The organism is Duganella flavida, from assembly GCF_009857445.1.
Lineage (GTDB): Bacteria > Pseudomonadota > Gammaproteobacteria > Burkholderiales > Burkholderiaceae_D > Rugamonas > Rugamonas flavida.
The window spans coordinates 1-21572 of the sequence record NZ_WWCN01000003.1; the positions used below are offsets into that span (position 1 = coordinate 1).

Sequence of the window (21572 nt, forward strand, 5' to 3'; positions counted from 1 at the left end):
AACCAAGCACTGATCGCTCTCGCAAGGCGGCGCTGCGACGTGATGTACGCCATGATGCGAGACGGGACACTTTATTGCCCTGCACCTCTCGCAACTGCTTGACGAAGTACATAGGGACACCCCCCGCTGCGCCCTAGCCGCGCTGTTTATCCGTGATGGCGGTAACGCCACCTTCTAGGCAAGCTATCCAGTCTTTTTCGTATTTGTTTAGCGAAAGAGCTAATAAATTTTATGTGCAGGGTTTTATGTCGCTGCTAAATACCGGGCGGTAGAGCTGGCTGCGATACCGGCGTTTGCATGTGCTGTTGCGGAGAGAAGGTTGGGAGCTCAACTGCGAACGCACCTACCGCGTGTACCACGCGGCAGGCCTGATGGTTCGTCGCCGTAAGCGCAAACGTATCGCTGGCATCGAGCGCGCAGCCAGGATGCAAGCCAAAGGGCCAAACCAGAGCTGGTCGATGGATTTCGTATTGGATGAATTTGTTGATGGCATGAGGTTGCGCTGCCTCAACATCGTGGATGATTTTACGAAGGAATACCTGGCCATTGAGGTCGACAAATCACTGCTTGGCTATCGAGTCGTGTCGGTACTGAGCGGCTAACTGACTAAGAATCGCTGGCAGGTTCTGTATTCCCGTGTTCCATTTGTCGAAGTCGAGTTTGTTTACTCCGACAACCATCCGAGAGAGGTTCGTTTTGCCTGTTTCCCGCATCTCCGCAATACCTTTTGAGGTATCCTTGATTTTCGTGAATCGACGGCGGTGGAACTCCAAAGCTACTTGATACGGAATCCAGATTCTGTCCGATATTTTTTCTAATACAGACAAGAATTCTTCTCTAGCAGTTTCCGGAAGAGCATACGCTTCCAAAACGACATTGGTATCGAATATGAAGCAAGCGTCCCTCCATAGCTCCTCCAGCGCATCATCATTGGGACGGTAGTAACCGTGAAAAAGTGTCCTCATCTTGTATCCGAATTTGTCTGAAGGGAGGGGTTCGCCCCGTTGCGGACTACCATGAATTTATAAGCGCCCGTTCAACGATTGCATTAGCCCACGCCGCTTTACGGCGTAGGCTGAATAAACTGTTAGAGATCAAGATTCGAGCAAACGGACACGCCTGATCCACAGGACCTCGGCGTCTTATTAACGAACGCCCTTAAACAGGCGGTCGTTTCACTCATTTCGTCCTTTGAATCTAAGATCAGTTCGGAATAATGCGATGCCTAAATATCGTCATGTTGGTACCATAATTGGCTTCTGTGTTTTGGTAGTAGACATACAGGCCGCCCGGGAGTCTGACAATGTCTGGATATTGAACCCAGCAAGAATCCGTCTTAACTGCTGTAATGAACGGATTTTTGGCCGACTTTGTCCAGCTGCTGATGGTCCCTGGAATATTAGAACGTCGCACACCCAGCCCCCAACGCCCATTGCACACGTAGTCAGTTGAGCCGTCATATACCATGTAGTAGTAGCCATCTTCATAGATGACGTTACCTGCGCTGTTATTGTTGGACTCCCAAGTGCCGGCAGCGGCCTGCGGGAATGCATAAGCTTGTATCTGAGCTGCGCTGGAAAAACTCAACTGCCCCTGGAACAGCCCGTTTGCAAGAGGGTATTGATAGCGACGGGTGGTTTTAGTGGTATCGTCAATCGTTCCCCACTGAATGTATTCAGCATTCGTCTCGACATCGGTGTAGTAATTGGGAACGCTGGCCCCTAGTGACGACACACCAGTGGTGCAGACCGGCACATTTTTCACGACCCAGTTATTGACGCCATCTGGCGAAGACGCTGACATGGACGAGAAATTGCAACCCGAAGAAAGTACGCCTTCGAAGACCATGTAATAACTGCCATCGGCCTTCTTGGTCACTTGCTGGTCATAGGCCTTGATGACCGATCCCAATGCTGTGGGAAGCTGGATGACAGCATTGGGGAAAACAGTAAAGGTCTTGCCGCCATCGGTGGAAGACGCCATGTAAATTTGATAGACGTAATTGCTCGTCCCGGGCGGGGTCAATTCCTGCCGGAAGTAGGCATACGTCGTCGTGGCATTCGCCTGGACGATGGAGACGCGCCCCGGATCCTTGAGGGCACTCAAACCGTTAGGCACACCGTTGAAAACCACTTGCTCCCTGGCCCCAAGCGCTGCCGAGCCGGCAGCATATAAGGCTTGCGCGCCCGACATGCGCTCGTAGGGCGTGCGACGTACCAAGCGTATCTTGTCAAGCTTCAGCTTTTCCGTGGAATAGTCGCCGATGCGCACGGTTTGCGCTCCGCCGGCATACACAAAGGAATTTAGTTGCACCCATTGATAGCCGGTGGAGCTAACGTTAACGCTGAATATCTCGGATGCTACGTCATCCAGCGCAACGCTTTCACCGAAGTTATGCGCAGCGCCATCGGAGGACGCCAGCAGCCCGTAGACGATATAGTCGCCAGGCTGCAATTCGGACGTCGCTGGCAACCACCACGAATAATTACCAGGCGTGGAGCGAGTTACAGCCCGCCCTCCCGATGCGGCAGCATCCGTCACAATCGTAGCTGAAGTGGCGAGTTCGGCCTCGATGGTGACGTCTTTGACAATGGCCAGTTTATCGATGTTCAATCCTGGTTGAGACCAATCAGATACCCGCAGCTGACTGCCAATCTGCGTCAAATCGAACGATGCAACACGCACCCAGGCATATTCATGGTTAGTGACGGTGATCGCCGACGCTGGAAGGCTCGTGGTGCCATAGAAAATGGCTGGACCGAAGCTGGCCTGAGAAATCGATCTCGAGTTCAAGGCAATCCGTGCATAAACCGAGTAGCTACCCGTTGACATCGTGGAGGTGTCCGTCAGCCACCACACATAAATGCCGTCGGCACTACGACTGACGACGGAGCCGCCGCTCGCACGTGCGTCGCTGGTAATTGTCCCGCCAGCCACCGACTCAGCTTCCACGGTCAGTTGTGTGAAGGCCGCTTGCGCAGTTTGTAAGCAAAGCAGTGACGCTATCAAAACCATGTATTTCTTCATCGCTTTTTCCGTCTACGAGTGAGATAAGAATGAAATTTAAGCCAGCTTGAAACAAAGCTAACTCGACGTCATTCTATAGAGAAGAGATAGTGACAATCTCTCACAATGTAACTCGCAGTGTCGGTAGTGAATCACCCCGGGTTTGAAGGAGGCTCCAACATTTGAGAAAATGGAGCCACCATGAAAAAATCAGTCCGATATTCCCCCGAAGTGATGGAGCGCGCCGTGCGCATGGTCCAAGAGGCCGGCAGCGAGTACGAGTCGCAGTGGGCCGCCATCACGTCCATCGCAGCCAAGATAGGCTGTACCTCGGAAACTTTGCGTTGCTGGGTGCGCCAACGTGAGCGCGACACAGGCCAGCGTGAGGGCACCATAACCGCCGAAAGCGAGCGCCTCAAGGCGCTGGAGCGCGAAGTTAAGGAGCTACGTAAGGCGAACGAAATCCTGCGTCTGGCCAGCGCGTTTTTCGCCCAGGCGGAGCTCGACCCTCGCTTCAAATCGTGAGAGCGTTCATCGACCAGCGCCGCCAAGCGTACGGGGTCGAGTCGATTTGCGCAGTCCTGCAGGTCGCCCGGTCCGGCTACTGGCGTTACGCTGCGCAGCGGCGCAATCCGGCTTTGCGCAGTGTTCGCGCAAAGAGTGACGAGGTGTTGGCCCCGCAAATTGAGCGCGTTTGGCAGACCAACATGCAGGTGTATGGCGCCGATAAGGTCTGGCACCAGCTGCGGCGCATCAAGCGCTCGAAGTTGCCCGCTGCACCGTCGAGCGCTTGATGCGCCGCGCCGGCCTGCGCGGCGTGATGCGAGGCAAGGTGGTGAAAACCACCATCGGCAACGCAGTCGCACCTTGCCCGCTGGACCGGGTCAATCGCCAGTTCAAGCACAGCGCCCCAACCAGCTCTGGGTGTCCGACTTCACCTACGTCTCGACCTGGCAAGGTTTTGTCTATGTGGCCTTTGTGATTGATGTCTTTGCCCGACGCATCGTAGGCTGGCGCGTCAGCAGTTCGATGCGCACTGACTTCGTCCTTGGTGCCTTGGAGCAGGCGTTGTACGCCCGCCAGCCCGAGCGTGACGACGCCTTGATTCATCATAGCGACACGGGCTCGCAATACGTTTCTATCCGCTACAGCGAGCGTCTGGCAGAAGCCGGAGTTGAACCCTCTGTTGGCAGTAAGGGCGACAGCTATGACAACGCGCTGGCCGAGACCATCAACGGCTTGTACAAAGCAGAGCTGATACATCGCCGCGCTCCCTGGAAGACGCGTGAAGCCGTCGAGCTGGCCAACCTGGTTCAATCATTATCGCTTACTCGAACCGCTTGGCTATCTACCTCCGGCCGAAGCTGAGGCAAACTACTATCGACAACTTTCCGAGCAAGCTAGGTCTCCTGACTCACACCAAACGGCCTCCTAAATTTCCGGGGCGATTCAATGCCGTCTGCCCGCCGGTGGTGCGCGACATCATTTTCGCTATGAAGGCGGCGGCATGAGCATGCAGCTCAGCTTCGACTTCGACGCGCCGAATCAAGCTGCGCCGGCGCGCCGCCGTGCCCAGCCGCGCGCGGCAAAAATCGACCTCGCGGAGGCGGAGCGCAAGCGCCTGACCGAATACTGGTCCGCGCGCAACGCAGCCGAAGACGCCGAAGCACGTGGCTACTGGATGGTAGGCATGGTTACCTGCCTGCCGCTGTGGAGCGAAGTGCAGGACAGCGACCAGACCTAAACGCAGATGCTGCCGGGCGTGATCGAAGTGATCGATGGCGACTTAGCCAGCGTACGCATCTACGCTGCGCCGGAGTATGGCTGCTGGCTGGAGAACTACTCCATCCACAAGAAGCTGGCTGTCAACGTACCACTGCGCGACCTGGGTAACTACTGCATCGATCGCGGGTTGCAGTGCGTCGTAGATGCCAGCCTCCTTGCGACCGGCGATCCAACATTGGCTGCCGAGGTGCGTGCACGCCACCGCACCGACATTTCCAACTTTACGCACAAGCGTGAGATGGGGCGGGTGGCGGCGTGAACGAGCTAGTTTCGAAGCGACTCCAACCGCACGGGCGAGATGACATATGTTGCCCCGTTATTGTCTTGCTTGATTACAAATCCGTAGTCAAACGAATCTTCATGGGGAACCCAGAAAACCACCGGCTCATTTCGGAAGTCGCCCTCCCACCCAACATTGGCTGCAAGGTCCTTTGCGGTCTCCCATCGTTTCAAGAATTCAGCGGGGTCGGGAAATGCGCCGGAGGGATTAGTTCCGTTTGCTTTAGCTGCCGCATCCAGAAGAGCCAATTCCCCCGCTGTAACGCTAACCGTTTTCAGTTGCTCCCAGAAGAAATCGATTGGGATCGATTCATAGACGAACATATTCCCTCCTAGTTGTAGGAAAGGAAATAATATCATGATCTACGACCTGTCCCGCGCGGAGCGCCAGCACCGCGCCATCCAGAACGAAAAGCCCGGCCCAACCCATGAGCCGAAGCGCTGCGCCTGCGGCAAAAACGTCACTGCGCGCCAGTTGGCGCAGCACGGCAAGTGCGAACACTACCGCCTGACGGCCGGCCTGGCCGAAGGTGACCTCGACAAGCTGCGCCACATGCTTGGCGCCACGGCGCACCACCCGCATATGAAGTGGGGCTTTCGCAACCACTACCTCTGCAACGTACAGGACCGCGAGGCCATGGAACGCTTGGTGGCCGCTGGTCTGGCCGTGCGCGGCGAGATGATGTTACGCACCCAGTACTACCACGCCACGCGCGTCGGCTGCCGCGCCGCAGGCCTTGACCGGTCGGGTATCGCACGCGCGTTGGGAGCGGTGTTGTGAGCCGTCTTGTTTCTGAAACTTCCCGAGTTCGGCCGATTTTAGGCGCCGGGTCGTGCATCAATATGCCGAGCTACTGCATTAAGACCATGCTGGCGCGCATCACTGGACTGTCTAAAAATAGTCTTGATTGTCGGGATGATCCGGCCATCAACCTCTACACCCGCCATCCATTGGCCACCAATAAGAGCGAGCAGCGTAATCCTAATTTTGTGCCCATTCTGTTCGAATTCCTCAACTATATTTTGGTCGCTCACATTGCCTCCCATGCAAAAAATTGGAGCATACCATGAACCAAATCGACATCTTCGCCTCTGGAGCCAAGCGCCTGCAGATGACCGACGCCATTGAAATGACGACGCAGTCGCTGTTGGCCTACGGTGCCTCGCACGATCACTGGGGCATCGCTTGGTCGGGTGGTAAGGACAGCAGCGCCACGCTGACGCTGGTGATGAGGCTGCTCGACAATGGCCGCGTGCCGCGCCCTAAAACCTTGACGGTGTTCTACGCCGACACGCGGCAGGAGCTGTTGCCGCTGGCGTATGCCGCGCACCAGATCATCGTCGAGCTGCGCGAGCGCAACATCCAGGTCGAATCGTGATGGCGCCGATGGACAAGCGCTTCATGGTCTACATCCTCGGCCGTGGCGTGCCGCCGCCGAACAACAACACGCTGCGCTGGTGTAAGCGGCAGATCAAGATCGATCCAATGCAGCACGCGCTGGAACATCGACTGGCCGAATTGGAGGGGCAAGTGCTCATGATCACCGGCGTGCGTCAAGGGGAGAGCGCGATCCGCGACCAGCGCATCGAGATGAGCTGCAGCAAGGACGGCGCTGAGTGCGGTCAAGGCTGGTATCAGAAGGTGCTTCCGGAAGCCAAAGGCCTGCGCGGCCGGCTTCGCGCCTACGATCACGAGTCTGAGATGGTCTGGGTGTTCGAGATGGCCGCCTACTAGATCGCAGAGCGTTTGAAGGCCGACGACAAGCGCTGTTTGGGCGTCCAAGCCGACTGCGACGATCTGCAGGAGAACGCGCATTTGCGCGGGTTTTACGAGAAATACGCTAGTCCTTCAACATGAAAAAGCACGAGATTTTGGAAGCCCCTTACAAGCCCCTTGTAAGCCCCTCCGAAGCCAAGAACAGGAACAGGAGCAGGAACAAGAGCAGAAACAGGAGCAAGGAAAACCCGTTTGCACCGAGCCGCAAAGCGACTCGCTACCGACTGAGTCCGGCTTGGTCGACCTGTCTGATGTCGCGGCGCTGGATGAAGCGCTCGCTGGCGGCACGTTGTCGCATCCGCCCACACCGACGCCAGCTCCAGCTCCAGCTCTGCGCCATCACCGCAGCTTGTGCTGATGATGCCGCTGGCCGGTAGCGGCGAGTTCAGCATCCTCCAGTCTCACATCGATGCGTGGGTTGGCGCCTACCCCGGCGTCGACCTAATCCGGCAGCTCGCCGCGATGCGCCAGTGGTGCGTGGCCAACCCGCGCAAGCGAAAGACCAAGCGGGGCGTGCTGGCCTTCTGCAATTCCTGGCTGGCGAAGGAGCAGGACCGGTCGAGTACGCGATTGCCGGCTGCCGGCGGCGGGCGGCCTGCGCAGTTCGACCTGGTGGCGCACGTGAAGCAAGGCAGCCACACGATCATCGATGTTGCGCACGGCGTGGTGCTGGCCTGTGCTGAGATCCAGAACCGCGCCCAGCGGATCGGGAAGGCCAGCGCAACCGGCGACGAAATGCGTGTCCTCAAAGACGGCTTGCCGTGGCTGATGGATTTCCTGAGGACGGTGTCGAATGTTGCCATCGCGCGGGCGGCAGCTGCGGCCGTCGCGGAGTACGATCGAAACGGAGTGGTGCGCGTTTGAGTAGCTGTTAAAAGATGGAAAGTTGCGAATAGAGCACTTTCTTGATATTGTTTTACCCTTTTGTTAATTATTGGAAATACATGATGCGTTTTACACATACACTCGCTGCGCTTGTTGCAATTTCTTGTTTGCTCAGTGGATGCGCTAGTCCGCAAAAAGTCGTTGCTAGTGGTGCCCCTATTTCCAAGGATCGTGGATATGTTGGCGGACTTTTTGTACAAAAAGTCGTTGCAGATGTCACGGGTTTTACTTTGACTAACGTGGATACAAAGCAAGAATTTGAGATTCCATTCGTGTCTGGTGTTGAAAAATTTAAGTCTGTCCCGCGTGAACAAAAATGGGTCATCGAAACTATCGTTATTGACATTCCACCAGGGAAGTACGCTGTTACCCACTGGTTTCAATACCAGATATCCACTAACGCCCGAAACATTAGGCATGAGTTTTCAGCAGCTGTAAAACAGAAAACCTTCATAGTTGAGCCCGGAAAGATGATGTTCTTGGGGAAATTCGCCGGGGATCAGGTCACGCTTGAGCAAAACGTTTTTCAGGTAACAAAGTATGAGCAAAGTACTCATGCTCTTCCGATTTCAAACAATGAAGCAAGGGGTGTCGTAAATAAAGTATATCCAGAGTTAAACTCCCTAAAATTTGAGTGTTTAAACTGCGCGCCATAGACCCATAGACCCATAGACCCATAGAGTCGAAAAGTGGGATGAATTCCGACTGGATGTTTCTTGGAATGCAACGCAGATCTCTAGGGCTGATGTCGGTAACCTTGACAGCAGCTGGGGGGCAGCAAAAAGGAATTCCGATCTTCCTTTTTTCCGTAGATGTGTTAACGTCCAGCCACACACCGAGGAGCGCACCACATGGGCTTTGCTGACCGATATCTTCACGCCGTCAATTCGTCCGACCTGCGCGACGATGAACTCCACCACGCCACCGATGCGCTGTGCGCCGCAGCGCTGGTCGACGCCACCGGTGCAGGCTTGGGTTCGCTGCTGTCGCGCGTGAAGTACGCCGACGGCACGCAGAGCAAATTGTTCGAATCCGGTACTGCCAACCTGGCGCAGCTGCTGCGCCTCTGGACAGCGCGCGTGATCGAAAAGGGCCGCGAGCGCAAATGGGTGAAAGAGGGAAGTGCTTGGGATGCGCAGGCCGCCCAGGCGCTTTACCGTCGCGTTGCCGAGCGGTCGCTGGCGCATTGGTTGGACGGCAAGTGTCAGGCGTGCAGCGGCAGTGGCAATACCGTGGACCGGCGCATCTGCGTGCCGTGTAAGGGAAGCGGGAAGGGTGAGATAATTGGTGTCGGCGGCTTCGAGATCGAGAAGGTCAAGGATATGGCCAGGGAGCTGGAAGGGCTGCTGCAGGCACTTAACGCACGCGCTGCAACAGCACTCAGAGGCGATTGGGTCTAATTCCAGGCTTCCCCTTAAATGCTAACGCCAAGCCATAGGGATACCCAAGGCTTTACGACAGACGGGTCGCCCTTCCGATCATCCTTGCTCACGAAGTCCTTGCCAAAAAGGACGCCGGCGCTGAACTTGGAATCCTTGATTGTACTCAGCGTGAATCCAAGAGAAGCCGAAAACGCCCCGATGTTTTGGTTGGCGGTCTTTGCCTCGTTCGGCACTGATACCAAGGCTATGCCGGCGGCGAATACGGGCCTCAGTTCATATCCAAAACCCTGAAGAACGGACCAGCGGACACCGATATAAGGCGCTATCGTCGCTGAGTTCACTAGTTTTTTGTCGTCACCGAGGCGGAATTTAAATGGTACGACCAGTGCGCCATAAGAGAGGCCAGTCGCCTTTATTGCAACTGAGTTATAGGTCGAGTTCGCGATTTTATAAGTGGTACCTTTTTGTACAGATTTGGCGCTCCCGCACGTATCTGTGCTCTTTGGCGCTTGCACGCCATGGAATTCTACGAACGTAAAATCGTTCGTTTTGCTTGTGATTGAGAGCGACGATTCGGATCCGGCGCAACGTGGTTGCTTGTCGACGTCTGCAGCGTCGGTTACTGGAACAAACCCGTACACATCGGTATGAAGTGCGAGGTGGTCACCGATGTCGTTGCCATCGCTACTTGGGTATTTTGGATCACCATCGCCGACAGCGAGTGCATGCGAGGCTGAGAGAGCGAGCGCTGTAACAAACGCGGCTTTCAATGCGAACGAATTTTTCATTTTTTTCCCTAGGTTTTGAATCAGATACCGTCTGACGCGGTTCCCTGATGTTATCAATTTGAAATTGTCTAAACAATCATTATGGGAAAATATCCAATATTTGTTGTTCTGGCGTCAATAGTGACTATTAAATGAAAAGGGAGTGGCTGTGTGCAACTACGCAAGCAACGTTGCTCGGTAGCTTGTTGATAGCCCTCGATTAGTACGTTAACGTCTACCTACACACACTCCCGGCACTCGTAATGCAGGCTTCAAGCCTCACCGATAGCTAGGATTCGAGGCTAGCACCAATCCATTGATGCTTTCGCTCGAGTGTACAGCTCACTTCGCAGATAGCGCTGGAGCGCAAAACGAAGCCACCCTTGCGGTGGCTTTTTCATTTCCCGCGCCAGATCGCGAGGCCCCATGAATACCGACCTGACTTCCGCCGATTACCTCGCCCGGATTCGTTGGATTCGCATGTGCATGGCGTTGCTCGCTGTGCAGAACGACATGGCCGCCGCGCGCGGTGCCGCAACGACGCTGCCACGTGAGCCGGCGCGCTGGTAGCGCCGCCCACCAGGAGATCACTATGACCACCACCGCCACCATGCGCGCCAAGCTACAGGTCCGCAACGTCGAGAACTTCACCACCAGCGAGCGCGTCACCTTCGGCACCGTCTGCAAATCGGGTGGCTAATCGGCCGATGGTACGGACGAGGACAACACCTTCGCAAAGTGGACGCCGTCTGCCGATCTGACCATGACGATCAACACCCCCGCGCTGCTGGGCAAGCACAAGATCGGCGATAAATTCTACGTGGACTTCTCGCCAGCCGATTAAGTCCGCGTGCGCAGGCCGCGCGAAGCCGGCCGCCAAGGAGGTGCATCATGAAGAAGTAGCGCCGCCAATCACTTTGTAGAAAACCATCAGCCGACCGCCGGGACGCTGTAACCCGGTACCCGAATTCGCTGTACCGGCGTTAGTCCCGGAGCTGCGGCCATGGATGAGACCGCAGGTCAGCATGCAGTATCCGCTGGTTTATGCTCGGCGACGTGCAATAGCGCCCAGTAAAGAAATGCCAGCGAGGAGCATCAAATATGCTGTAGGCTCCGGCACCGCAGTGATCGAAGCGTCGACCAGGCCAGTCCAACTTGGGCCGCCATTCGCGACGATCTCAACATACCGACCACTTGTCGAGAGGTTGAGGGTGATCACCTCGGCGTTGTGTCCGGCGGCGTCGGCGAATGTGGCGATCGGCGTCAATAAGCTCCAGTCCGAGCCAATCGCAGTATCCGATACATACACGTTTTGCCAAATCGATCCGTTCGGCGCCATCGTGATCGTGTATTTGATGCTAGAGAGGGAGAGGGATGAGCCGAGATCGACTTGCACCCATTGCGTGCCAAAGTTACCGGACGACCACCAGCCACCGTTGAAGAGTTCCTGAGCGGTCTGCCCACCATAGCTACCGCTTTCAGTGTAGCTGCCGGAGGACAGACCTGCCGCGATGTTATCCGCGGCATGCGACGAGGCTGCAAACACAGTAAGCGCTGCAGCCGCCAATACGGAAGTTAATTTACGCATCTTCACACCCTGTTCAAATGGTTTCGTGAATTCGATTTCCATTGGTGATGACACCAATGACTCTTTCCAGTTTTTCCTGCCCCCATCGAATTTCACGCGCGCTACCCTACTAATTAAAAATTTTCTGGTTTTCGTGAAATGCAAGGGGGGACTGGATAGGAACGTTATCGAAATTGCCTGTACCAGTCTACGATGTAAATGCATCAAGACTAGCGAAACACTAGTCACATCAGAACAGGCCCGTAAGGCCATCGTATGGCAGCCGGTCGGCGTGCGACATCAACCGGGAGCACGTGCGCAATGTGTTCCAGGTGCGGCCGACGAAGTACATCACGGCATGGGCGACGTTGTGAGCTGGCACGGCATTCTCGCGGCCGCGCTGGCCGCTGGTGCGCTGATCGCAGCCGAGCAAGCCTACGAAGAGCACCTGATTTCTAGGGGTGACAAGATCGGCTCTGATCGCGTGCAGGGGCAGTGGGAAAAACGCGAAGCGACCATTAAGGTAGACGCGGAACGTGAGGCGGCCGTAGACTCAGCCCGCGCCCGCGCCGAAACCGCAGCACTTCAATCGAAGTTTGACCAGCTGGCCGGACGCCAGCAGAAAGATCGGGTGGACCATGAAATCGCTACAAAAATCGCTGTTGCCGCTGCTCTTGCTGGCACTGAGCGCCTGTCAATCGCCATTGCCCCAGCTGCAACCGACTCGGTACGTGAAGGCGGAGAAGGTCAAAGTGCCGGACCTCGAGCCGGCGCTGCGCGAGAAACGCGAGCCGACCTCCAGCCGACAACTGCTGGAGCTATTCTACGAATCGCCGGCGACTATGGACAGCTTGTGCGGGACTATAACGCAGTCGTCGAACGATTCGATGCAGCGCGGGTTACTTGCAATACAGAATGACGACTAGCGCGGATTGGTCTAAATATTCTCATTGCTGGCGTTAGAGTTTCTCATACCTCACTGCAACTCACTCTCACAAGTCCGTCCCACCAGACCTCGTCAATCGCCCCGACATTCTCTGGTTGGCAGACGGTCGTGTAAAAAGCACCTTACATCAAGCGATCTCAGGAGTGGCAAGGCCACAAAATACCCATTTCCGCCCCGACTCAACAACAAACGCCTCCAGTTCCGCACAAGGTCCAGGATTACAGTAATGTACTACCGCATCCAAGGGTAGTGCTGAAATTATTTGATCTATCTCGGGCCGATCAACCACCCCATAAGAGTGACCAATTACTACACAATGCTTAGTCGCAGCATAACGGTGTTTAATCTCCTCCCACATGTGGCTCTGCCAGCTAAAATCTTGAAAAATATTTCTTTCGTGTGGCAGGACGGTGTATGCCTCTCTCCTTGGGTGCATTGTGCGATCCGCTGGAACCTCTTTGTATGAATGAGTGTCGTTCTTTTCTTGTAAAACTCTAATCGGATAGCCGTAGCCAGCGACAATTGTATTGTCGCCCATATCAAATCGATTGCAGCCATGAGGTTTGAATATGCTCAAGTACTTATCATGAAAACCATTTATGCATAACAATGGAATTCCAGTATTATAAATTGCTTTCTCCAATGTTGAATCATAATTAAAAGAAACTGCCCCTGAAATTCTTTGTATGTTTTCGTTTATAAAAACGAACCACTTCCACTTTGGCCATATAATAAGTTGTTGATCCAAGTGAGCAAAAGCCAACGCCAAGAAATGTCGGGCCTCAACTCGCAAACGAACATCGCCGTTTTCAATAATCTCCCTAAACAGGAGAAAATTGTCGCCGGAAAATGAATCTAAGTTCTTGGTTACGTATGCGTGGAACTGTGGGAACGCATCCTGCCACTTTAAATCGCCAGACTCTTGTTTTATATTAAAATTCCAGTTGAGTGGCTTTGAGGTGTTGATACCCGCATAGAAATTGCCATATCTGCAAAGATCTATAGATAAACCATTTCCAACAATTAGCAACACATCGTTCATGAAAAGTATTCCTTTTTATTTTATAAGGTGATTTGGTGGCAAGCCCGAACTGGGCGTGCGCTCGATGAGATTGGTCGAAGGCGACTAATGAGAACCACTAACGGCTTTAGAGGGAGTTTTGAGGCAGCCCGACAATCACAAGTTGGCCGGGCCGGTACACCTCGAATCGTTCTTCGCCATCGATGTGCCAGACGCAATAAATCCCATTCCTCACTCCCTCCCAATCGTGCTGCTCGCCTAGCGCGTTGTTGGTCACCTCCATGATCTGTCCGTCAGGATCACCGACAGCGCGCACCAGGCTGCCCACCGGCGGGCGACCGTCCTTCATTTCGTTTTTCATATCAATCCCATCTGGCTATCCGGCGCCGGCGCGGTCGGCTCGGTCTTCTTGGCGCGCGGCGGCACCGGGAATTCCCACGCACGCATTTTCTCGGCTGGATAATGGCGCAGGAAGCTGCACGCATACTCCGGGTCTTGCAGTTTAACTAGTCGTCCCATTCAGCCTGCGGCACAATCACCAGCGCACGCTTTTCATCGCCCGGCGTGTGGAACCGGCGCATCAGCGGGTGTTCGTCGGCGTTAATCGTGAGCTGCGTGAAGCTATGCTCCGGGCCGCTCTCACCTTCCCATTCGCGCACAGGCCACCCACCGCAAACATCGACTCGTCGGCCATGCCGATTCCCCAGCGCACAGGCTTTCCGCTTTCGTAGTTCGGTTCGTAGAAGGCGGTCATCGGTACCAGGCATTGCTGCGACTTCTTCCACGCACCTGAGAATGAGCGCAATTGGCCGACCGTTTCGGCGCGTGCGTTCATCGTGTCGAACGGCCGGACGCCGACGGGGATACGCTTGCGCGGCACGATGCCGTAGCTAGCCAGCATGCCTTCGCGCTTGCCATCGGCGCCGCGCCGCACGATTGGCGCACCGTAGTCCTTCCACGTTTCCGTTTTCCAAAAGCCGGTGTCGTGCAGGTCGATGATCACGCCCATGACGGCGTCGAGCATTTCAGGATCTGGTGGGCGGAAGTTGACGCACTTGGCTTGCTCCAAGTGTTAATAAGCAAATAATAGCGCTAAACCGCCGAAGTGATTATACTGTTTATGTGCACAGTGTTTACTTGAGGCAAGAATGAAGGTGTGGGCACAAAGGCGGCGGGAGGACGGCGCAGCGCTGGCCAGTCTGGTGCCGGTGGTGGAGGGCGCGTCGCTGCTGGAGCTACTGGTGGTCGACACGACGCTGGAAGGAAACCGGCGCACATCGAAAGTCGCGAGGCTGCAGACGATTGGCGAGCAGCGTATTCTCGCGCAGCTGGCGGTGCCGGAGCTCGTTCAGTTGAAGGGCTGGACACTGGCCCTCAGCGGGATCGAGGAGCGGAAGGGCGAGTCTAAACGAGTCCGCGGTACATCGCAGACCTGGGTGTGCCAACTCTACGTGCCAGGCAACGCGGTTGGCTTTCGGGTCAAGGATTTGCACCGGGCGGGCGTGGCGATACCTAGGGGCGCGGTACGGGAAGGTAGTGGTACGCGCGGCCGACTGGTGGTGGCCGGCGACCATTCCAACGCGCTCCATCGCAATACGACATGCGCCGAGCTGCACAGCCACCAGATTGCCACTTTCCCGCAGAAGCGTTTGATCAACTGCAGTCTGCTGTGGATGTCCGATTCCACCTTCGAGCTGGGTGGCCTGCATGTTAGCCCGGCTCACGATGATCGGCCAGAGCAGCTCGAGCGCGCCGGTTGGCTGTGCGAGCTCGATACCGAAGTGCGAGAACTGTCGAAGCGAGAGGCACGCCTGTTGCGCTAGTTCAGTGTAATTCTCAGTGTAATTCAGTGCAAAAAACTGGCATTCAGAGACGTCCTTGAGAAATTCCTCCCTATGAGAGCACTGCGTTTTCGCTACAGCAATGGCATTCACACTGCAGGGGTCGCAAGTTTGAAATTTGCACCTCTGGCTTCAGCTGTTCTTGGTCCGACCATCGTGCTCCTGTCTCCTGAGGTTTTATGTATGCTGGCCCAAGGAGGTCACCATTTAAAAATCGTCTGGGGTCTAGCAAATTGGTTTTGGGGGTCGTTTTGGGAGTCGCGAATGTTACCAATGCTCTTTAGACAGCCGTTTTTCGCTCTGCTCGGGATTTCAATACGGCTCCCACCGTCCCATCCTACTCAAGCGTTCTGAATTGATGGCATTTCGGATGGTATCGAGTCGTCGATAGAGCAAGAAGTCTTTATGGATCAAGGGCTTGCGTGGTCAATTAATAATCGAATGGGAGTGACGAGTCCGCTATAACCTTTTGATTTTAAAGGAAAAATTGCGAAAATATCGGAGGCGCGGTTTGAATTATCACCAGCGCGTACAGCTAGGATTGGATGGCTGATTTTGCTAAGTGGCATCGGATTGGCTATGCAGCGGCCTGTAAAGCCGCGTAGATCGGTTCGACTTCCATCCTCGCCTCCAAAGACTCCGAAGCGGGAGTAGCTCAGTTGATAGAGCGTAACTTTGCCAAGGTTGAGGTCAAGAGTTCGAGACTCGTCTTCCGCTCCAAAATGTATAAGGGCAGCCCTGTGTGGCTGCCCTTTTGCTCTTGGGGCCGATACGTCTTCCCAAAGTTTTGAACCATCAGTCAATTAGTGTAGCTGCTTGTCGTTCGATCGCAGGAGCACCATCCACGGTATATCGTATCGTCAGCACTTCGCCATCCTTGTAATCCATCTGGCCTTGGTCGGGCGGAAGAAGGGCAGTTTCCAGCAGCAGTCGATCATGGATGAGCGCAAGCTCTGTCGCGCTGTCATATTGAACGAGGAAGTTGGGAGTGGAGGTCAGAACAGGGCCGGTATAAATTCCACGGAGTTCGTCGGTGTCACCACATGAATAGCCGACACCATCCAGCGATTCCAGCAGAAAGCTCAACTCATCTTCACGCGCCTGAAGCGGTTTGATCAATTGCTCGACTGCCCACTCCTTGGCGTCGTCTGCTACGGAAAATTGGCCCTCGCGTTCAATCACAACTTGCAGTGTCGCACCTTTGCCATCGACGCTGTTATCGTAGACGTATACCGCGTCGGCGATTTCGGTCGCGCGCGGCAGCAGGGCTAGGGTTCTGTGGTAGCGTTCTCGCACTTTTTCTGGTTTCACATAATGGCCGGTCGTACTGCCGGTCTCGTAGCGGTATTTAACTCGTTCGACGTTTTTTTCTGGATCATCAGTGGTGATGAACGTCAAAAACAAGTGATAGCCTTGCTCCTTCAGTAAAAGCATTTCATTGATGCGCGAAGGGTGCGACATTACTGTCTCGAACGCAAACGGCAGCCTTCCTGCAATCGCATTGGCGCGTGCCTGCATCGCGGCGCGCTGAGCTGCTTCATCGCGCGCATTCTGGTCAGGAAACTCTCCTTCGAGGTCCTTGGCGACTTGGTCGGGGTTGATGAAGTAACTCGGCAGAGGAACGACGCCACGCATGGTGGCTAGTCCTGTGTGTTTGAGTTCTTCAATCAGTGAGGTCTTGCCGGAACCATTGGGGCCGGCAAAGACCACCACCAATGGACCCAGTGCGGACTCGTCTTTATTGTCAGCCATTGCAAAAAACGCGGCCTCAGCCGCGTTTCCAAAGTGGTTGGGTCATTTTCGCTTTGCCAGGCGTCGGCCTGCATAGCTCGCCAAATCAAACGTTGTCGCGGTGTTGATGTCGCGTTTCGGGGAAAGTGCGGCATGCCGCTTAATTTCGGCCAAGGTCTGCTCCATGTTGCCGACTATGGCGTTATCCCATTGCCTCACGGTGGCACCGAGAAACGGCGCATCGCCCCGCAACACGGTGGGGTGCTTAAATCGATGAGCTTCACCACGCATCTTGAGTTTCATGACATTCCTCCTACTACGATGGCTTCATTATAGACCAAAGCCGTACTCTATCCGCGTGTGGCCAACCTAGCGGCATCGCATGCACGTTTTTCTCAAAAATGTTGCCGCAGCCTAGCGCTCAGGGAGAGTGCTACCAGGGTCCGTTTCGGGGTGCAAGCGGGCTTAGGGTAGGGGGCGATGCAGGCCCGCAGTTGCTGTTGTGAGACAAACACAGGTATTTATTGCTGTGGTTTGACGGCGCTCAGAACGGCGCAAAATCACGGGCTGGTGCGGTGTAAAAGGCGGTATGGCTGTAAGTATTTGATTTATAAAGGCAGATACGGCCTGCAAAGCCGCGTAGATGGGTTCGACTCCCATTCTCGCCTCCAAAACACTCCACACGGGAGTAGCTCAGTTGGTAGAGCGCAACCTTGCCAAGGTTGAGGTCGAGAGTTCGAGACTTTTCTCCCGCTCCAATAAAGAAGGGCAGCCAGTTCATTCGGGGCTGCCCTTTTACGTTTGAATTCGGAAGGGAAGGGCACTTGCCCAAGGCCGTTTCCGACCGGCAGCTGCCGCAGCCGAAACCAGGCACCGCTTATTCACGGAAAATTCTGCTCTTTCACCAGCAACGCGACACAACCACCGCAACCAGCCAGGTCTCAGCTGCGCGCACGGCGGCGGGCCAGCGCGCCAAGTCCGGCGAGTCCGCCCAGCAGCATCAGGGCAGTGCTGGGTTCTGGCACGGCGCTGACCGTCCAGCGCATCGTGGGTCCGATGGACCCCTTGCAGACAAAGCCCGGGCCGGCGTCGCCGGTGTAGTTGTCGCAGGCGTCGCCCACGCCCTGAACTTTCACGCCAAAAAAGTTGGTGCCCGGCGGGCCGTAGACAGGGCCGGCGTCCGCAGAGATGAAGAAGCTGCTGTAATCGCTGTTGTAGAACACCAGCTTGTTCTGCCGGCCATCGAACGAGGCGATTGCGGGAGAGAGTCCGTACTCGTCGCCTGCGCTGCCGATCAGACCGGTCACGGCCACACCGTTGAGGCTGAAAGAAATGTGCGTCAGATCGTTGATCAGGTTGCCGCTGGCGTTGCCACTAAAGCCGCCGGTGATGACGTCGCCGTTGGACCAAGTGTAAGAGAAGGTGTAATTGTTGACGGCCTGTGCCATACCGGCTGATAAGCCAAGCAGGAGGACAACGATCAGACGCAGCATTTTGTTCATGGTTTGCTCCAAAACGAGGAAAGTCGGAACATGATAGCCGCTTTTTGTTGTAAATTTTATATTTATTCGTGCTGTCGTATTTTTGTGTTTAGCGAAGTATACGGTCTGTTTCCAATAACAAAAAAACGCCAGCGCGGAGGCTGGCGTTTCGGAATTCCATCCAGCATCTCCAGAAAAAGCCTGCTCCCATCGAGGCGGCTCATCGGCAGTCGCTGTCCAAGTGAAACGAACCCTGATTGGATGCCCATTCAAGATGTCATCTGCATAAAATATCCCGATGCGATTTTCAAACTTCCCGACAACAGGAGTATCTAGTTGCGTAGGACTACGTCCATCAAGCCACCCAATAGACCAGTTACCGGACTTTGGGCAGTACGAGGCGGCCCTTGGGCTGCGTCATATTCAGGGTATGCAGAATGCTACCTTGATTGCTTAGACCGGCTGGGGGGGCCGCGTCGGATAAGCAGCGGGCCGCCGATGCTGGCTTCGATCATCACCTCACGAAACCAACTGACGTCGCCCAGGTCAACGTATTGCTAGAAAAGATTGTCATGCAACATTGTTGGTGACGGGATGCGCGAACTTCTGGCACAAATTTATCCCGCACTGGTCTGCCGTCTTGGCGCGTGATTTGATCACCGGGCCGTGCTGCAACTGCTGCAACGGCAAGCTTCAGCGGCTAGCCTTGCAGCCCGCCGCGAGAACAGGCTGACGAACCAACGCAGTCAGCTCTTACCGACAATGCGGACAGACTTCGTCACGAGGTCCGCTTGGCGTTTTTCGAACAGATGGTGATTGTGTTAGGAAGCTATGCCGCCACGATTGTCCTGCCGTGCTCGGCGCGCCCGCTCGCTGCATTACGCTGTTAGTACGACGAAGTCGCTTAACAGCTTGGATGGCGGGTGCCAGTGTAGTCTCTTCATTCAGTACTGACCAGCATGCTAACCGCAAGGGCAGGCGCTTTGCACAACCCGATGATGTTGACAGTGCGCTTTGGTGGCGGACCCGGCAGGGGTACCGGTGCAGAACTTGATCAGGTAGCAGCGACAGTAGGGGAATTTCAGCTAGGACGGCGGTATGAACGTTCCCACTTCCAAAGCAGAATTACTCAAGGCAATCTCCACCCAGTTCGACAAGCTGATCACCGATCTGGTGGAGGTACCAATCGACCGTGCGCGTGAGGAGAACCTGGAGGGCATGTGGCAGCAACCAGCATGAGTCCCGCCGATCTGGTGGCGTATTTGCTGGGATGGAATGAGCTGGTGTTGAAATGGCTGGGTGCTGCGTCCCACAAGCCATAAACGCTTTCGCGTGAGCGATTGCCGACGCAATTTATGTATTAAATGCAAGAAATTGCGATTGGGAAATAACTTCGGTTAGAGCGTAATTGCAAAAAAATATGCTCAGGCGTAGACATCGATCAGGCCGTGGGTTGTCTGCGGATTTGGTGTACCTGGCGCGGCAGACGGCTTTTCAGTTTGTTCGATAGCCCGTTTGATTTGGCTGATACGCTCAGAGATTGCTTCTATATCGGCCTTGCCCTGCGACGTTTTGGCGGATGCGCAATTGACACAGTCGGATAACTGTTTTTGATAGCGCTGCAATTGCGCTTGCAAGCTGACCGACGAACGCACCCCAGTGCTATAGGTGGAGGCGGCCGGCGGGGAACCGAGTGTGATGGCGGACGGCATGATGAAGTGGTGGTTATTTTTTCATCTCATTGCTGGCAGTGTAATCTTTCTTCCTGCAGTCTTTTGCCATTGCGTCTTTGGACATCTGGTTTTTCTTCATCGCATCCTGTGCAAAGACAGTACCGGACATCATGAGGCAGACAGTAAGCAGTTCGGCGGAGATTTGTCTCATAATGTTTCCTTGAGGAAAATGGGCGCAATGTGGTCTCAGCGACATACGATAGTTAGTTCGCAGGGACTATCAGTTTGGTTACAGCAACGCCGGAAATTTCTCTAATTTTTCCAAACGCTGTCAACGAAGGCGGCTATGCAACTAGGCACTTAGGCTGTTCGTAGCTGTCGGATGCGGGCTTAAGGCAGGGGCCGGCGCAGACACTTTGGGCTGTTGTGAGACAAATGTAGCCCTGGATTGACGGCAATCAAAACGTCGGAAAATCACGGGCTGGTGCGGTGTAAAAGGCGGTATGGCTGTGCTGGTGCGGTGTAAAAGGCGGTATGGCTGTAAGTGTTTGGTTTTTTAAGGTGGAATACGCCTGCAAAGCCGTGTAGATGGGTTCGACTCCCATCCTCGCCTCCAAAGACTCCTAAGCGGGAGTAGCTCAGTTGGTAGAGCGCAACCTTGCCAAGGTTGAGGTCGAGAGTTCGAGACTCTTCTCCCGCTCCAAAATAAAGAAGGGCAGCCCAGTTTATTCGAGGCTGCCCTTTTTACGTCTGAGTTCGGAAGGGAAGGGCTCTTGCCGCAGGCCGTTTCCGACCGGCAGCTGCCGCCTGCGGATTCAATCGGTCAATGCAACACATCGTTCAAATCGTTGCGCTGGAGTTTCATAGTCTAACGTCTTTCTTGGCCGGCCGTTCAGTCGATTCGCCACCGCGTCGAGCTGGCCTTGTGAATAGTCTGACAGATCAAGCCCTTTGGGGAAATACTGCCGAAGCAAGCCGTTGGTGTTTTCATTGGAACCGCGCTGCCATGGGTTTTGCGGATCGCAGAAGTAGACTTGGATATCGGTCGCCAACTTAAATCGCTTGTGATCGGCGAGCTCTTTACCTCGATCCCACGTCAGGGATTTGTAGAGTTCCTGCGGCAGTTTCATGGCGTGCTGAATCAACGCGTTCACGACGGTTTGCGTGTCCTTGCCCGCTACCTTAACCAGCATAACGTAGCGCGTCTGACGCTCGACGAGCGTGGCGATTTGACTGTTATGACTGCCGAATAGCAGATCGCCTTCCCAATGCCCAGGGACCGCCCGATCGGCCGCGGATGCAGGACGCTCGCTAATCGAAATGGCATCCTTGATCCTGCCGTGGTTGTCGTTCTTCTGAGAGTGATGACGGGAGCGGCGCATGGCGCGAGTCCTGCGCAGATGCTCATGGTGTTCAACCTTGGCGCAGGCA

General features: G+C 55.0%; 28 protein-coding genes, 3 tRNA genes, 3 pseudogenes and 1 other annotated feature. Of the genes and pseudogenes, 19 read left to right on the forward strand and 15 right to left on the reverse strand.

Annotated features, from left to right (window positions below; all coding sequences use genetic code 11):
* Window positions 1–371: 371 nt before the first annotated feature.
* Complete coding sequence (locus GTP46_RS04565; protein ID WP_161005456.1) at window positions 372–602, forward strand: transposase family protein; 231 nt, start codon at window positions 372–374, stop codon at window positions 600–602.
* On the opposite strand, the gene GTP46_RS30275 is transcribed toward GTP46_RS04565, so the two are convergent.
* Complete coding sequence (locus GTP46_RS30275; RefSeq protein WP_161005457.1) at window positions 561–965, reverse strand: PIN-like domain-containing protein; 405 nt, start codon at window positions 963–965, stop codon at window positions 561–563. The two genes, GTP46_RS04565 and GTP46_RS30275, sit on opposite strands and share 42 nt — an antisense overlap.
* A 238-nt stretch (window positions 966–1203) precedes the next feature.
* On the reverse strand, window positions 1204–3027 hold the full coding sequence (locus GTP46_RS04575) for a hypothetical protein (protein ID WP_161005458.1): 1824 nt from the start codon (window positions 3025–3027) through the stop codon (window positions 1204–1206).
* A 180-nt stretch (window positions 3028–3207) separates the two neighbouring features.
* Here GTP46_RS04575 and GTP46_RS29630 point away from each other — a divergent pair.
* From GTP46_RS29630 to GTP46_RS04590, 4 genes and pseudogenes are all read left to right on the forward strand, one after another.
* Window positions 3208–3423: pseudogene (locus GTP46_RS29630) on the forward strand (transposase); the annotation flags it as partial.
* Window positions 3424–3485: 62 nt separating this feature from the next.
* Window positions 3486–3602 (forward strand) — a sequence feature (AL1L pseudoknot).
* A gap of 121 nt (window positions 3603–3723) precedes the next feature.
* On the forward strand, window positions 3724–4374 hold the full coding sequence (locus GTP46_RS29635; RefSeq protein ID WP_229258800.1) for an IS3 family transposase: 651 nt from the start codon (window positions 3724–3726) through the stop codon (window positions 4372–4374).
* A 139-nt stretch (window positions 4375–4513) separates the two neighbouring features.
* Complete coding sequence (locus GTP46_RS04585) at window positions 4514–4750, forward strand: hypothetical protein (protein WP_161005459.1); 237 nt, start codon at window positions 4514–4516, stop codon at window positions 4748–4750.
* Window positions 4751–4768: 18 nt separating this feature from the next.
* Complete coding sequence (locus GTP46_RS04590) at window positions 4769–5050, forward strand: hypothetical protein (protein WP_161005460.1); 282 nt, start codon at window positions 4769–4771, stop codon at window positions 5048–5050.
* Window positions 5051–5055: 5 nt separating this feature from the next.
* On the opposite strand, the gene GTP46_RS04595 is transcribed toward GTP46_RS04590, so the two are convergent.
* Entirely contained in the window at window positions 5056–5394 is a 339-nt protein-coding gene (locus GTP46_RS04595) for a hypothetical protein (RefSeq protein WP_161005461.1), read from the reverse strand.
* A 34-nt stretch (window positions 5395–5428) separates the two neighbouring features.
* Between GTP46_RS04595 and GTP46_RS04600 the strand changes: the two genes are divergently transcribed.
* From GTP46_RS04600 to GTP46_RS04625, 7 genes are all read left to right on the forward strand, one after another.
* On the forward strand, window positions 5429–5851 hold the full coding sequence (locus GTP46_RS04600) for a hypothetical protein (protein ID WP_161005462.1): 423 nt from the start codon (window positions 5429–5431) through the stop codon (window positions 5849–5851).
* 86 nt (window positions 5852–5937) lie between these two features.
* Window positions 5938–6141, forward strand: a complete 204-nt coding sequence (locus GTP46_RS04605) for a polysaccharide deacetylase family protein (RefSeq protein WP_161005463.1) — start codon at window positions 5938–5940, stop codon at window positions 6139–6141.
* Complete coding sequence (locus GTP46_RS29370) at window positions 6138–6449, forward strand: adenine nucleotide alpha hydrolase family protein (protein ID WP_202414141.1); 312 nt, start codon at window positions 6138–6140, stop codon at window positions 6447–6449. Before GTP46_RS04605 ends, GTP46_RS29370 begins: the two co-directional genes overlap by 4 nt.
* A gap of 8 nt (window positions 6450–6457) precedes the next feature.
* A complete protein-coding gene (locus GTP46_RS29375; RefSeq protein WP_202414142.1) occupies window positions 6458–6805 on the forward strand; it encodes a hypothetical protein in 348 nt (115 codons plus the stop codon).
* 399 nt (window positions 6806–7204) lie between these two features.
* Window positions 7205–7711, forward strand: a complete 507-nt coding sequence (locus GTP46_RS04615; RefSeq protein ID WP_161005464.1) for a hypothetical protein — start codon at window positions 7205–7207, stop codon at window positions 7709–7711.
* 80 nt (window positions 7712–7791) lie between these two features.
* Window positions 7792–8388: a hypothetical protein gene (locus GTP46_RS04620; protein WP_161005465.1), complete on the forward strand. Its 597-nt coding sequence runs from the start codon at window positions 7792–7794 to the stop codon at window positions 8386–8388.
* A gap of 195 nt (window positions 8389–8583) precedes the next feature.
* Complete coding sequence (locus GTP46_RS04625; RefSeq protein WP_161005466.1) at window positions 8584–9132, forward strand: hypothetical protein; 549 nt, start codon at window positions 8584–8586, stop codon at window positions 9130–9132.
* A gap of 14 nt (window positions 9133–9146) precedes the next feature.
* Here GTP46_RS04625 and GTP46_RS04630 read toward each other — a convergent pair whose 3' ends face one another.
* Window positions 9147–9902, reverse strand: coding sequence for a hypothetical protein (locus GTP46_RS04630; protein ID WP_161005467.1), 756 nt, complete (start codon window positions 9900–9902; stop codon window positions 9147–9149).
* Between the two features lie 405 nt (window positions 9903–10307).
* On the opposite strand from GTP46_RS04630, the gene GTP46_RS04635 reads away from it, so the two are divergent.
* Window positions 10308–10451 (forward strand): hypothetical protein, encoded by a 144-nt coding sequence (locus GTP46_RS04635; protein WP_161005468.1) that lies wholly within the window; start codon window positions 10308–10310, stop codon window positions 10449–10451.
* A 472-nt stretch (window positions 10452–10923) separates the two neighbouring features.
* On the opposite strand, the gene GTP46_RS29640 is transcribed toward GTP46_RS04635, so the two are convergent.
* Window positions 10924–11511: a discoidin domain-containing protein gene (locus tag GTP46_RS29640; protein ID WP_161005469.1), complete on the reverse strand. Its 588-nt coding sequence runs from the start codon at window positions 11509–11511 to the stop codon at window positions 10924–10926.
* On the opposite strand from GTP46_RS29640, the gene GTP46_RS04650 reads away from it, so the two are divergent.
* Window positions 11495–12367 carry a hypothetical protein gene (locus GTP46_RS04650; protein WP_161005470.1) on the forward strand — a complete coding sequence of 291 codons (873 nt, stop codon included), beginning with the start codon at window positions 11495–11497 and terminating at the stop codon, window positions 12365–12367. The two genes, GTP46_RS29640 and GTP46_RS04650, sit on opposite strands and share 17 nt — an antisense overlap.
* 154 nt (window positions 12368–12521) lie before the next feature.
* On the opposite strand, the gene GTP46_RS04655 is transcribed toward GTP46_RS04650, so the two are convergent.
* The 4 genes from GTP46_RS04655 to GTP46_RS04665 form a co-directional block, all read right to left on the reverse strand.
* Window positions 12522–13436, reverse strand: coding sequence for a hypothetical protein (locus GTP46_RS04655; protein WP_161005471.1), 915 nt, complete (start codon window positions 13434–13436; stop codon window positions 12522–12524).
* Window positions 13437–13542: 106 nt separating this feature from the next.
* Window positions 13543–13776 carry a hypothetical protein gene (locus GTP46_RS04660; RefSeq protein ID WP_161005472.1) on the reverse strand — a complete coding sequence of 78 codons (234 nt, stop codon included), beginning with the start codon at window positions 13774–13776 and terminating at the stop codon, window positions 13543–13545.
* Window positions 13773–13934, reverse strand: a complete 162-nt coding sequence (locus tag GTP46_RS30165; protein WP_308495415.1) for a hypothetical protein — start codon at window positions 13932–13934, stop codon at window positions 13773–13775. The genes GTP46_RS04660 and GTP46_RS30165 overlap by 4 nt, the downstream gene beginning before the upstream one ends.
* Before the next feature lie 61 nt (window positions 13935–13995).
* Window positions 13996–14439, reverse strand: a complete 444-nt coding sequence (locus tag GTP46_RS04665; RefSeq protein ID WP_308495416.1) for an SOS response-associated peptidase family protein — start codon at window positions 14437–14439, stop codon at window positions 13996–13998.
* A 124-nt stretch (window positions 14440–14563) separates the two neighbouring features.
* Here GTP46_RS04665 and GTP46_RS04670 point away from each other — a divergent pair, with 124 nt between their 5' ends.
* Window positions 14564–15238 (forward strand): hypothetical protein, encoded by a 675-nt coding sequence (locus GTP46_RS04670; protein ID WP_161005473.1) that lies wholly within the window; start codon window positions 14564–14566, stop codon window positions 15236–15238.
* Window positions 15239–15900: 662 nt separating this feature from the next.
* A tRNA-Gly gene (locus GTP46_RS04675) sits at window positions 15901–15976 on the forward strand.
* A gap of 75 nt (window positions 15977–16051) precedes the next feature.
* Here GTP46_RS04675 and GTP46_RS04680 read toward each other — a convergent pair.
* Window positions 16052–17008, reverse strand: coding sequence for an ATPase (locus GTP46_RS04680; protein ID WP_161005474.1), 957 nt, complete (start codon window positions 17006–17008; stop codon window positions 16052–16054).
* Between the two features lie 42 nt (window positions 17009–17050).
* The gene (locus GTP46_RS04685) at window positions 17051–17290 is read right to left on the reverse strand and encodes a hypothetical protein (RefSeq protein WP_161005475.1); all 240 of its coding nucleotides are present in this window, start codon (window positions 17288–17290) and stop codon (window positions 17051–17053) included.
* Window positions 17291–17570: 280 nt separating this feature from the next.
* Here GTP46_RS04685 and GTP46_RS04690 point away from each other — a divergent pair.
* Window positions 17571–17658, forward strand: a tRNA-Cys gene (locus GTP46_RS04690).
* 270 nt (window positions 17659–17928) lie between these two features.
* On the opposite strand, the gene GTP46_RS04695 is transcribed toward GTP46_RS04690, so the two are convergent.
* Window positions 17929–18489, reverse strand: coding sequence for a PEP-CTERM sorting domain-containing protein (locus GTP46_RS04695; protein ID WP_161005476.1), 561 nt, complete (start codon window positions 18487–18489; stop codon window positions 17929–17931).
* Between the two features lie 1077 nt (window positions 18490–19566).
* On the opposite strand from GTP46_RS04695, the pseudogene GTP46_RS29645 reads away from it, so the two are divergent.
* A pseudogene (locus tag GTP46_RS29645) lies at window positions 19567–19790 on the forward strand (ClbS/DfsB family four-helix bundle protein).
* Window positions 19791–19892: 102 nt separating this feature from the next.
* Here GTP46_RS29645 and GTP46_RS04705 read toward each other — a convergent pair.
* Both GTP46_RS04705 and GTP46_RS29395 read right to left on the reverse strand, forming a co-directional pair.
* Window positions 19893–20180, reverse strand: coding sequence for a FlxA-like family protein (locus GTP46_RS04705; protein WP_161005477.1), 288 nt, complete (start codon window positions 20178–20180; stop codon window positions 19893–19895).
* A 13-nt stretch (window positions 20181–20193) separates the two neighbouring features.
* Window positions 20194–20352, reverse strand: coding sequence for a hypothetical protein (locus GTP46_RS29395; RefSeq protein ID WP_202414145.1), 159 nt, complete (start codon window positions 20350–20352; stop codon window positions 20194–20196).
* A 416-nt stretch (window positions 20353–20768) separates the two neighbouring features.
* Here GTP46_RS29395 and GTP46_RS04710 point away from each other — a divergent pair.
* Window positions 20769–20844 (forward strand) — tRNA-Gly (locus GTP46_RS04710).
* Between the two features lie 112 nt (window positions 20845–20956).
* Here GTP46_RS04710 and GTP46_RS04715 read toward each other — a convergent pair.
* A pseudogene (locus tag GTP46_RS04715) lies at window positions 20957–21556 on the reverse strand (IS30 family transposase); the annotation flags it as partial.
* Window positions 21557–21572 lie beyond the last annotated feature (16 nt).